The sequence below is a fragment of the Streptomyces sp. ISL-98 genome (assembly GCF_018614055.1).
GTDB classification, from domain to species: Bacteria; Actinomycetota; Actinomycetes; order Streptomycetales; family Streptomycetaceae; genus Streptomyces; species Streptomyces spiramyceticus.
Genome location: NZ_JAGGPB010000007.1, coordinates 1 through 10,818 on the forward strand (window position 1 = coordinate 1; position 10,818 = coordinate 10,818).

At 68.5% G+C, this 10,818-nt stretch carries 10 protein-coding genes and 2 pseudogenes; 6 read left to right on the top strand and 6 right to left on the bottom strand.

Annotation, left to right across the window (positions count from 1 at the left end; translation table 11 throughout):
• Positions 1-179, top strand: a pseudogene (locus J7I98_RS40825) (RNA-guided endonuclease TnpB family protein); the annotation flags it as partial.
• Positions 180-217: 38 nt separating this feature from the next.
• On the opposite strand, the pseudogene J7I98_RS07875 reads toward J7I98_RS40825, so the two are convergent.
• Together J7I98_RS07875 and J7I98_RS07880 are read right to left on the bottom strand one after the other, a co-directional pair.
• Positions 218-670: pseudogene (locus J7I98_RS07875) on the bottom strand (MFS transporter); the annotation flags it as partial.
• 148 nt (positions 671-818) lie between these two features.
• Positions 819-1,244 (bottom strand): MarR family winged helix-turn-helix transcriptional regulator, encoded by a 426-nt coding sequence (locus J7I98_RS07880; protein WP_214919886.1) that lies wholly within the window; start codon positions 1,242-1,244, stop codon positions 819-821.
• A 247-nt stretch (positions 1,245-1,491) separates the two neighbouring features.
• On the opposite strand from J7I98_RS07880, the gene J7I98_RS07885 reads away from it, so the two are divergent.
• From J7I98_RS07885 to J7I98_RS07900, 4 genes are read left to right on the top strand one after another with little or no spacing between them, the layout of a single operon-like run.
• Positions 1,492-2,409 carry an SDR family oxidoreductase gene (locus tag J7I98_RS07885; RefSeq protein WP_308377701.1) on the top strand — a complete coding sequence of 306 codons (918 nt, stop codon included), beginning with the start codon at positions 1,492-1,494 and terminating at the stop codon, positions 2,407-2,409.
• A gap of 2 nt (positions 2,410-2,411) precedes the next feature.
• Entirely contained in the window at positions 2,412-3,308 is an 897-nt protein-coding gene (locus J7I98_RS07890; protein WP_214919887.1) for an amidohydrolase family protein, read from the top strand.
• 13 nt (positions 3,309-3,321) lie between these two features.
• Positions 3,322-4,818 carry a long-chain fatty acid--CoA ligase gene (locus J7I98_RS07895; RefSeq protein ID WP_214919888.1) on the top strand — a complete coding sequence of 499 codons (1,497 nt, stop codon included), beginning with the start codon at positions 3,322-3,324 and terminating at the stop codon, positions 4,816-4,818.
• A gap of 36 nt (positions 4,819-4,854) precedes the next feature.
• Positions 4,855-5,310 (top strand): MaoC family dehydratase, encoded by a 456-nt coding sequence (locus J7I98_RS07900; protein WP_214919889.1) that lies wholly within the window; start codon positions 4,855-4,857, stop codon positions 5,308-5,310.
• Between the two features lie 5 nt (positions 5,311-5,315).
• On the opposite strand, the gene J7I98_RS07905 is transcribed toward J7I98_RS07900, so the two are convergent.
• The 4 genes from J7I98_RS07905 to J7I98_RS07920 form a co-directional block, all read right to left on the bottom strand.
• A complete protein-coding gene (locus J7I98_RS07905) occupies positions 5,316-6,161 on the bottom strand; it encodes a PaaX family transcriptional regulator C-terminal domain-containing protein (protein ID WP_308377702.1) in 846 nt (281 codons plus the stop codon).
• Between the two features lie 1,020 nt (positions 6,162-7,181).
• Positions 7,182-8,348, bottom strand: coding sequence for a winged helix DNA-binding domain-containing protein (locus tag J7I98_RS07910; RefSeq protein ID WP_214919890.1), 1,167 nt, complete (start codon positions 8,346-8,348; stop codon positions 7,182-7,184).
• A gap of 61 nt (positions 8,349-8,409) precedes the next feature.
• Entirely contained in the window at positions 8,410-8,754 is a 345-nt protein-coding gene (locus tag J7I98_RS07915; protein WP_214919891.1) for a VOC family protein, read from the bottom strand.
• A 34-nt stretch (positions 8,755-8,788) separates the two neighbouring features.
• Positions 8,789-9,175, bottom strand: a complete 387-nt coding sequence (locus J7I98_RS07920; RefSeq protein WP_214919892.1) for a VOC family protein — start codon at positions 9,173-9,175, stop codon at positions 8,789-8,791.
• Between the two features lie 291 nt (positions 9,176-9,466).
• On the opposite strand from J7I98_RS07920, the gene J7I98_RS07925 reads away from it, so the two are divergent.
• Positions 9,467-10,051 carry a TetR/AcrR family transcriptional regulator gene (locus tag J7I98_RS07925; RefSeq protein WP_214919893.1) on the top strand — a complete coding sequence of 195 codons (585 nt, stop codon included), beginning with the start codon at positions 9,467-9,469 and terminating at the stop codon, positions 10,049-10,051.
• Positions 10,052-10,818 lie beyond the last annotated feature (767 nt).

The window sequence follows — 10,818 nt, forward strand, 5'->3', positions numbered from 1 at the left end:
GGGAGTCCCAGGCCGTGTTCGTGTGCAAGAACCCGGACTGCGGCTGGTCGGGCAACGCCGACCACAACGCAGCCCGGAATGTTTTGCATCTGTACCGGATGGGCCTCGCGCTCATCCCGGCTGCCGGGAGGGCAGTCGTCAGGCGCGCGAAGCGCGTCAAGCCCGCTACCGCAAGGTAAGCAGGAATCTCCCGGCTTCAGCCGGGAGAGCACTTCAAGTGTTCGACGACCATCAGCGTGGCGCCGCCCCACTCGCCGCCGATCGCGATGCCTTGTACGACGCGCAGCGTGATGAGCAGCACGGGTGCCCAGACCCCGATCGCGTCGTACGTGGGGAGGAGGCCGATGAGGAAGCTGCCGGCGCCCATCAGGACCATCGCCAGCAGCATCATCGACTTGCGGCCGAGACGGTCGCCGAAGTGGCCGAAGACTATGCCGCCGAGCGGACGGGCGACATAGCCGGCCACGAATGTGCCGAAGGCGGCGATGGTGCCGACTGCGGGGTCGGCCTGGGGGAAGAACAGCTCGCCGAAGACGAGTGCGGCCACCGTTCCGTACACGAGGAAGTCGTAGAACTCCACTGCGGTGCCGAGCAGCCCGGACAGCGCGACGCGGCGCAACTGCCGGGTGTCCGGGGCGGATTGAGGCGTGGGGACACTGGGTGGTTGCACGGGAGGCTCCCGGGTGCGGTGGCGGTGTCATTGAGACGGTGCCGGTGCCCGGTGAAGTTAGGCAGAACTCTTACTGCCGTCAATGTTCTGCACAACATCTGCCGCCAGGAGTCCGGGAGCGGTCCGGACGGCCTGGACGGTCCGGGGATCAGTCCAGCCCGGCCTCGGCGATGCGCTGCAACAGGGCGTGGAGCGCGTCCCGTTCGGCGGGGTCGAGCGGTTCCAGCAGCTCGTTCGTCACACGCAGCCCGGCCTCGTCGGTGTCGCGCAGGAATGCCCGGCCGTCGGTGGTCAGGACGACGATGCGGCTGCGACGGTCGTCGGGCGACGGGCGGCGCTCGACGAAACCGAGCCGCTCCAGATCGTCCACCAGGCCGACGATCGCGCTCGGGTCGTACCCGAGCCGCGAGCTCAGCTCGCGCTGCAGCGCGCCTTCCGATGTGGCGAGGAAGCGCAGCAAGGCGTAGTGGCGCAGTCGCAGGCCCGACTCCTGGAGGAATGCGTTGAACAGCTGCCCCGAACGCAGGCCGAGCCGGTACAGCAAATAGCCGGTGTCCGTGTGGAGTCCGCGCATCCACGGCTCGTGCGCGTCGATGGGGACGGGGTTCGTGGCGTGGTGCTGGCCGGCGATGACGGACTCCCTGGTCGAGGCCCCGGTCAGGGGCGTTGGTGCGTTCTGGTCACAGCATGGCGCACAACGAGGCTCTCAACAACTATTGACGTCAACAACTATTGTCCTTAGCTTCGATCTCCTGGCCGAGGGTGCAGCCCGCCTGGACTGCCCTCGGCGCCCCAACACTCCTTTCCGAAGGGACCTCTTCGTGCCCACCATCGATCTCACCGGCAAGGTGGCCGTGGTCACCGGCTCGGGCCGCAGCCTCGGCCTCGCCTATGCGCACGCTCTCGCCGCCGCCGGCGCCCGCGTCGTCATCAACGACGTCGACGAAGCCGTCGCCGAACAGGCCGTCAAGTCGGTCACCGAGGCAGGCGGCCGGGCCGTGGCCGAGGTGGTCGCGGTCGGCACCAGCGAGGCCGCCGACCGTCTCGTCACCCGCGCAGTCGCGGAGTTCGGCCGACTCGACGTGCTCGTGACCAACGCGGGCATCCTGCGCGACAAGGTCCTGTGGAAGATGACCGACGCCGACTTCGACAGCGTCGTGGACGTCCATCTCAAGGGCACCTTCACCTGCGCCAGGGCCGCCGCGGTCCGCATGCGTGAGCAGGGTGAGGGCGGCAGCCTGATCCTTGTCGGTTCCCCGGCCGGACAGCGCGGCAACTTCGGCCAGACGAACTACGCCGCGGCAAAGGCAGGCATCGCCACCATGGCCCGCACCTGGTCGATGGAGCTGGGCCGCTCGGGCATCACGGTCAATGCCGTCGTGCCCGTCGCGGCCACCGCCATGACCGAGACCATCCCGGCCTTCGCGCCGTACATCGAGGCGATGCGGCGGGGCGAGCCACTGCCCGGCTTCCTGCGCAGGGGCGAGGGCTTCGGCACTCCCGAGGACTGTGCGGCGCTCGTGCCGTTTCTTGCCTCGGAGGCCGCCCGTAATGTCACCGGCCAGTGCATCGGCATCGGCGGCGACAGGGTGACGCTGTGGTCACACCCGCAGGAGATCAGGGCGGCGTACGCCGACGGCGGCTGGACGCCGGACACCCTCGCCGACGCCTGGCCCACCTCGGTGGGCGCCGAGCCACAGACTGTCGGCATCCCCGCGCCGAAGCTCCCGGAGGCGTGACCATGACGTTCCTCGACGTCGAAGAGCTCGTCGCGATCGACGTGCACACCCATGCGGAGGTCTCGTCCAAGGGGAACGCGTCCCTGGACGACGACCTGCACGACGCCTCCAGTGCCTACTTCAAGGTCGAGGGCAGGCGGAAGCCCACGCTGGAGGAGATCGCCGCGTACTACCGCGAGCGGAAGATGGCCGCGGTCGTCTTCACCGTGGACGCGCAGCACGCCACCGGCACCGAACCCGTTCCGAACGAGGAGGTCGCCGAGGCCGCGGCCGCCCACCCGGACGTACTGATCCCCTTCGCCTCCATCGACCCGTTTCGCGGACGGGCCGGTGTACGGCAGGCCCGCAGGCTCGTCGAGGAGTACGGCGTGAAGGGCTTCAAGTTCCACCCCAGCATCCAGGGCTTCTTCCCCAACGATCGCGCCCTCGCCTACGAGCTGTACGAGGTCATCGAGGAGACCGGCACCATTGCGCTGTTCCACACCGGACAGACCGGCATCGGCGCGGGTGTCCCGGGCGGCGGCGGTATTCGCCTGAAGTACTCCAACCCGATGCACGTCGACGACGTCGCCGCCGACTTCCCCCACCTCAAGGCCATACTCGCTCACCCTTCCTTCCCCTGGCAGGACGAGGCCCTGGCCGTGGCCACCCACAAACCGGGCGTCCATATCGATCTGTCCGGCTGGTCGCCCAAGTACTTCCCGCCGCAGCTCGTGCAGTACGCGAACTCCCTGCTCCAGGACAAGGTCCTCTTCGGCTCGGACTACCCCGTCCTGACCCCCGACCGCTGGCTCGCCGACTTCGGCAAGCTCGGCATCAAGGACCACGTCAAGCCCAAGATCCTCAAGGACAACGCCGCCCGCCTCCTCGGGCTCACCGGCGGGTCCACCCACATGTGAAGGCGGCGTACCGATGCGCAACGAAGGACTGGGGTCGTGGCCCGCGCGCCGCGCCCGCAAGACTCCCCATCGCACCGCCCTGATTCACCAGGACCGGCACCTCACCTACGCCGGCCTGCAGGATCACACCACCCGCCTCGCGCATGCCCTGCACGACCGGGGTGTCCGGCGTGGTGACCGCGTCGCCTATCTCGGCCCCAACCACCCCTCCTTCCTGGAGACCTTCTTCGCCACGGGCCTCCTCGGCGCCGTCTTCGTCCCGCTCAACACCCGCCTCGCCGCCCCTGAGATCGCACACCAGCTGTCCGACTCGGGTGCGCGCATCCTCGTCCACGCCCCAAGTCTGTACGACGCCACTGACAATCCCGACGGGCCCGTACGTACACGCATCGAAGTGGGCTCCGGCTACGAGCAGTTGCTGGCCGAGGCATCCACCGACCCGATCGACGAACCCGTGACCCTCGACGACACCTGCGTCATCATGTACACCTCGGGGACCACGGGCCGGCCCAAGGGCGCGATGCTCACCCACGGCAACATCACCTGGAACGCCGTGAACGTCCTCGTCGACCAGGATCTGGCAGCCGACGAGACGGCTCTCGTCTCCGCGCCCCTGTTCCACACCGCCGGGCTCAACATGCTCGCCCTGCCGGTCCTTCTGAAGGGCGGCACCTGCGTCCTGGCCGAGTCCTTCGACCCGGCGGGCACTCTCGACCTCATTGAGGAACACCGCGTCACCGTCATGTTCGGCGTGCCCGCCATGTTCGGCCAAGTGGCCCGGCAGCCCCGCTGGGCCGACGCCGACCTGTCCTCACTGCGCGGCCTCAACTGCGGCGGCGCCCCCGTACCGACAGCCCTCATCGCTGCGTACCAGCAACGCGGGCTCACCTTCCAGCAGGGTTACGGCATGACCGAAGCCGCGCCCGGCACTCTCTTCCTCGACGCCGAACACGCCCTGAGCAAGGCGGGTTCGGCCGGTGTACCGCACTTCTTCACCGACGTACGCCTCGTCCGCCCCGACCTCTCGCCGGCCGACGCCGGAGAGCGGGGGGAGATCCTGGTGAGCGGCCCGAACGTCATGCCCGGCTACTGGGGTCTGCCGCAAGAGACAGCGGCGGTCCTCTCCGACGGCTGGTTCCGCACCGGTGACATCGCGTACGCCGACCCGGACGGATACATCCATGTCGTCGACCGCGCAAAGGACGTGATCATCTCGGGGGGCGAGAACATCTACCCCTCCGAGGTCGAGGACGCCCTGCTCGCACATCCCGACATCGACGAATGCGCGGTCATCGGCGTGCCCGACGAGAAGTGGGGCGAGGTTCCCCGCGCGGTCGTCGTCCTCCGCGGGGGCGTCCGGCTCGATCCGGACGAGCTCCTCGCGTCGCTCGCCGGGCGCATCGCGAAGTACAAGATCCCGAAGTCGGTCGTGGTCGCGGACGAACTGCCGCGCACCGCCTCGGGAAAGCTCCTCAAACCCCGCGTCCGCTCCCTGTACGGCACGCGCTGACCCTCTGAAACCACGAACCTACGGAGAACACGCCACATGAGCGTCACCGTCAACGGCCTTGATGAACTGAAGAAGCTCGCCGGCAGCGACCTCGGGACCAGCGCCTGGATCGAAGTCACCCAGGAACGGATCAACACCTTCGCCGACGCCACCGGCGACCACCAGTGGATCCACACGGACGTCGAGAAGGCCAAGGAGGGCCCCTTCGGCGCGCCCATCGCACACGGCTACCTCACCCTCTCCCTCTTCATCCCGCTCTTCACCGAACTGCTGGATGTCCAGGGCGTCACCACGAAGGTCAACTACGGTCTGGACAAGGTCCGTTTCCCCTCGCCGGTGAAAGTGGGCTCCCGTATCCGGCTGGTCGCGAAGCTGGCCTCGGCCGAGGACGTGCCGGGCGGCGTGCAGATCGCCGTGGACGGCACCCTCGAGATCGAGGGCGGCGGCAAGCCGGCCGCCGTCCTGCGGAGCCTCTCCCGCTTCTACGCCTGACCTGTCTACGCCTGACCTGCGGCGTCCGGCCGCACCGGCACCAGGTCGAGAAGACGCTCCGCCGCTTCCCCCGCGCCCGGGGTGAGACGGTCGTGGACCGCGCGGAACGTCTTCTCGGCCCGCTCGGCGGGCCAGTCGTCGGCCAGGTGCGCGACGGGAAGCCGCGGGTCGCGCCGGATGATCCGCAGCCACTGCGTGGACAGGAGCAGTCGCAGTACCAGCGGGTCGTCGTCCACCGGCACCGTCCGCTCCTCCCCCGGCTGCCAACGGCGTACGAACTCCTCGTACTGTGCGGCCAGTTCGGACAGGTCCCAGGCCTCCTCGATCATCGCGCCGATGTCCATGCCCGCGTCAGCCCGGGCCCGGAAGACCTTCACGTGCGCGGCCAGCCCCAGCTCCGCGACGAGCGAGGACACGTCGACCTCGCCCGGTGCGATCCACAGCCCGCCGAACAGCGGACCGAAGCCACTCCAGGTGAGCTGCGAACGCAGATCGTGCCGCTGCCGCCGCCAGGACTCGGGCAGCGAGAAGCCGAGCAGGGTCCACGTGCCGTCCCACTGCCGGTTGACCGCTCCGGTCTCCCAGATCCTGCGCCTGCCGTCGCGCAGCACCGCCTCCGAGCGCTCCGTCAGCCCGAAGTACATACGACGCCCCTCACGCTGCCGCCGCAGCAGGCCGTGCCCCACCATGCGGGTCAGCGTCGAACGGGTCGCCTGCTCCCCGACGCCGGCACGCCCGAAGAGGTCGATGACACTCCCGGAGTACACGCAGATGTCCCGGCCCAGCACCTGGTCGCCCAGAAACGTCAGCATGAGCGACTGCGGCCGCAGCGCGTCGTGAACAGGGGGCACGAGGACACCGTACGCGTAGCATTCAGCCCCCGGAAGCAGGGCTGTGCAGGACCGGGTCTGCGCTGCCACCAACGCTCGGACACCCGCCGACGCGGCAGTGCACGACCGCTCGCTCGCTCCCGTCGACGTGCCTGAGCGCTTCACTGTGCGGATGGGCGCCCCAGTTCGCGGGACTGAGCGTTTCCCTCCCAGCCACCTGAGGCAAGCCGCACCCGCGGTCATCTCGCGTCGGCTCGCACCACTGTGACCACCACCGCGGTGTAACGCATCGCGAAGCTGCCTCCCACCGCGTCGATCGCGGCCCCAAACCCGCCAGCACTTTCTCCAGCCTCGCCGGCGGTAGCTGGGTGTGGCCGCCGCTAGATGAATGATGCGAAGGGTTAGTGGTCGTAGGCGGTCAGTGAGCGCATGTCGGGCTGACTTGTGCGGTCGTTGAGCCAGATTCCGGCCGTGAGTGCGAGGACGCGTTGCAGGACGCAGACCATGACACCGCCGGCGGTACGGCCCTGGTGGCGTTCGAGGTCGAGTTGGGCTTTGAAGGCCTGAACAGCTCGGACCCGGCGCGCGGGCTCGCCCTTGCGGGCCGGCCGCAGCAGTCGGATTCCCCACTGTGTGAGTTCGCGTTCGAACGGGCGCCGTAGTAGTGGCGGTCGCTGATCAGGGTCTGCCCTAGGTGGGAGCCGACGAGGCCGGACTCGGCGTCGAGGATGACGAGAAGGGTCTGGCGTTCGTCGGCTTCGCGCCGGTCAGAGCGAACACGACGGGCAGCCCGTGGAGGGTGCACACGAGGCGCAGCCGAAGACCACAGAAGAAGCGGGAGTGGCTGGCGCAGTAGCCGAACTCGGCCCATCCGGCCAGGCCGGAGTGTTTGACCGTCTCGCGTGAACTTCCGCATTCCACGGCCGTGGAGTCGACGACCCAGACGGTGTCGGTCCACAGCGAGGTGCGCGGCGTTGTGACCGCGCTTCCGTGATACCGCGCTTCCGTGATGACGACGGCTTGGGGAGGATCCGCTGACGGTTACGCGGAGAGTTGGCGTTCGAGTGGGGTGCGGTAGCAGGGGGTGACGCGGGTGCCCCTGAGGAAGGTGGTCATGCGGGCGGTCTCGCCGTCGAGGGCGGTGTGTATCTCGCGGCCGGGGTCCGTGAAGAGGCGGTGGTTGATGCTGCCGTCGGGACGCTGAGCCCAGGCGCCGATGATGCGGCCGTCTGCCCAGATGGTGGGGCCGATGTTTCCGTTGCGGTCGAAGAGCGCGGGGGTGTGGTCGGCGTCGAGGTACCAGTCCCGTTGGCGCCATCCCATGGGGGTGGCGTCGAGGCTGGGCAGCAGTGTGACCCAGGGTTCGGGGCAGGAGACCGGCTCAACGTCCTCCGGCAGGAGGTAGCCGGTGCCTTCGTCGAGGCTGACTGCTTCGGCGCCGCTGGCGGCGATCGCCTTGCGGGTGGCAGCCAAGGTCCAGCCGGTCCACCACTTCAGGTCGGCCTCGGTGACGGGGCCGAAAGCTGAGAGGTAGCGCCGGGCGAGGGCGGCCTTCGACTCGGATGCGGGCAGCTCGGGGAGGGGTTCGGCCAGGGCCCAGCGGAACTGGGCGGAGGTCCAGTTCCCGGCCGGGCGGGCGCGGCGGATACGGCCTTCGGCGGCGAGGACGCCAAGGACGGTGGAGGCGACGCGCTGACGGGACTCGTACGACTTGCCGGGGAAGGCGACGATCTGCTCCCGCAAAGCGGGTACGGCGGCGGCGAACTCGGCGGCGGTGGCCTCACCACGTTCGGCAAGGAGTGCCAAGGCGTCCTGCTCCGCCGCGGTGTAGCGGAGCTCGTCCCAGCCGGCCGCCTCACGCAACCGGTCCAGGGCCTTGCCACGGTCCATGTAGGCGTACCTGCCGACGGCGGCCTGGGCCTCCGGGGCGAAGGCGGCCGGGAGGACGAACATGGTGCGGCGCATGCACCGTATCCGCGCCAGCGTCCGCTCCTCGTACAACGCCCGTTCCACCGCTGCGACTTCCGGCTCGGCCATGCGCGCTGCGGCGGACAGGAACACGGTGGCCGGGTCGGTCGCGTGCAGCCCGATCAGGGCGCCGGCGACCTCCTCCGGCGTCCGTACCCGCGCTGAGCCGACCAGCAGGTGCCGGCGCCCGAGGCGGGCGCGGCGCTCGGCCGGGGTGACGCTGCGGCGGAAGGACGTCATGGCTCGCTCCGGGAGGCGGACTGAAGAGGCAACGGTGGGGTGGGGAACAGGCAGCGGCCGGCTAGCGGGTGGAGCTGATACAGAAGGGCTGGCCGGAGGGATCGAGCAGGACGGTCCAGTGGGCGCCGCCGGGCTGGTGGCCGGGGCGGGTGGCCCCGAGCTCCAGCAGGCGCTTCTCGGCGGCCTGGACATCGTCGAAGGCGAGGTCGAGGTGGAAGACGAGCTCGTCCTGCGGCCAGTTCGGGGCCTTGAAGTCCCGGGCGGTGTAGAAAACGTACGAGGTTGTCCCGTCGCTGACCATCGCTGCGGATTCGCCGAAGGTCTGGGTGACCTTCCAGCCGAGGGCAGCGGCGTAGAACTCGGCGAGAGCCCTGCCGTCGTGGCCCCAGAACGCTGCGCACTTCACCTTCGCGGCGCCCTCCGGCGCCTTCTTGGGGCGGTCACCAGGCCTGCTTCTGGGCAGCGGCGATGACGTACCCGTTGGGATCGATGAAGTAGAAGAGCTTCTGCCCGTGGTGCTCAAACACGTCCTTCTGGACGGTGACCAGGGGGCGGATGCGTTCGACGTAGGAGTCGAAGTCGTCGACGGCCAGGTAGAACATGCCGAACGCACCGACAGGGGTCTCCTTGAGGTTCGGCAGCCAGCTGCGCAGCTGATCCTCCCGGTAGACCATCAGGGCGAACTCGCCCTCGAAGAGCAGGATGCGCAGGTCGTCGTTGGGGTCGTCGCCGGCAGGGAGGGCTGTAAAGCCGATCTTCTCGTAGAAGTCGACGGCAGCCTGGGTGTCGGGGACGCCGAGACAGGGAGAGAGGGCGGGAGCCTTCATGGGAGATCACTCCTTGCGTGTGGGTTTTGCGGTGAGGGGGATGTATCGGCCGACCGGGGAGAGCCGACGAGTGCCGGGGCTCCACGTTCAAGCAGTACATTTGTACTGTACCGCAGGAACCGCCAAGGCTGCAATCCGGACATTCGCCTCGCGGTCCTTTCACCCTTCCGCTGCACCGGAGCGCTTTGTGCACAGCTGACCAGGCACAACATGCCGTGAGCAGCGCTGACCGGCATTAGTACAGTACCTTCGTACTACACAGTCTGTACGGAGAGGGAGAGGGGCGGTCTCATGACTGTCGACAAGCCCGCGCGGCGTCGGCGCGACCCGCAGCGGCGGATCGAAGAGATCGCCGAGGCCACCGAGAGAGTCATTGCGGAGCGGGGCATCGAAGGCCTGACCCACCGCGCAGTCGCCGAAGCGGCCGGCGTCCCCCTGGGAGCGACGACCTACCACTTCGCCACCAAGGACGATCTCATCACCGCTGCCCTGAGCCGGGCCGTCGACCGCTACGCCGCTTACCTCCGCGACTGGGTCGCCCAACGGCCCGAGCTGAGCACCGACCATCTCGTCATCCTGCTCACCGACGTGCTGCTCGGCTGCTTCGGGCCCCAGCGCGACCAGCAGGTCACTGAATTCGAGCTCTACGTCGCAGCCCTGCGCCGCCCCGCACTGCGCCCGATCGCAGATCAGTACACCGAGCACACCGTCGAAGCCCTGGCCCACTACACCGACCCCGTCACCGCCGCTGCGGCCGCCGCCACCATGAACGGCCTCACACTCAGCGGCCTGGCCGGCACGCATGCCCCCGACCGAACCCACGTCGAAGCCGTCCTGCGCCGGGTCCTGACCCCCAATCCCACGCTCAGCCTGTAAGCCCGCCGCCCCAGTGAGGCGACGCCCTGTAGTCACTCAGGCGTAGCCCGGTCGGCGCCGGAGGTCAGCGCGTACTGCCAACCGTGCCGCTCAACCAGTTCGGCCGGCCATGCCATGGCCCCGCCGCCCGCGCCGGCCGGCTACGAACGGTGGGAAATGAGGCACCCTGGCGACGATCCTGGCATCCACGCGATCTGGGAAGTCACTCGAAGTCGTCGATTGCGTCGCGCAGGCGCGCTTCCTCGCGGTCGTACTTCGCGCTGCCCTTCCAGAACAGGAGGGTCAAGTGGTTCAGCGGGTACACGAAGTCTTCTTCATGGAAGTGCAGTTGGGTCAGGTACGGAGTGTCAAGATCGTTCGGTCGGTCATGGGGGCACCGTAGCGAAGGGGACGGGCACCCCAGCGAACTGACCGTTGTCGTGGGTGAGTTGGGACATGTCACGTGCCGGTATCTGTTGTGCTGCCCGGCACGTCCCACGTCTTCACGACCATGCGGCGGCATGGACGGCCACCCGTTCGCCGACGGATACATGTCCGCGAACATCTCTGCCGGGAACAACGCATCGCGATGTTCGGCCAGAGACGCGAACACACTCCGCGAGGCCCTCTCATCAGCGGCTTATGCGCTAAAGAAGGACCATTCGCCGGCGCTGGGCCCTCCCTGGGCCGTCAATGCTGTCTCTCCAATCGACGCTATCGCTCCTGGATAGCACAATGTCATTCGAAACGTTGACGCTGATCGATTCCTAGTGTCTTGTGATCCTGTT